This is a genomic window from Enterobacter sp. PTB (assembly GCF_051130085.1).
In the GTDB taxonomy this organism is placed as follows: domain Bacteria; phylum Pseudomonadota; class Gammaproteobacteria; order Enterobacterales; family Enterobacteriaceae; genus Enterobacter; species Enterobacter ludwigii.
In genome coordinates this window covers 1-237 of record NZ_JBDKEE010000196.1, presented here as the reverse complement: position 1 = coordinate 237, position 237 = coordinate 1, and the positions used below count along the sequence as shown (strand labels likewise).

The window sequence follows — 237 nt, the reverse complement described above, 5'->3', positions numbered from 1 at the left end:
CCTGCTCATCGGGAAAAGCGTCCGTATGCACTATCTGGACAATCCCGGTCAGCGGCTGGCGGGGGCGAAGTTGTCTGAGCACCGATAAGACGTTTTCATCCGGCGGCAACTGCGCATCGCCCCCGTAAACCAGCAGACACCCCTCCGCTTCCTGCCAGCGTTCACTGCTTAGACGGGGAGCGGCGCTCTCCGTATCTTCCGGACTCCCCGTCACCAGGAAAATACGGACTTTCTTTT

General features: G+C 59.5%; 1 protein-coding gene. It reads right to left on the bottom strand.

Annotated features, from left to right (window positions below; translation table 11 throughout):
• A partial coding sequence (locus AAIR21_RS28225; RefSeq protein ID WP_434682888.1) for a hypothetical protein occupies positions 1-237 on the bottom strand: 237 nt, incomplete at both ends.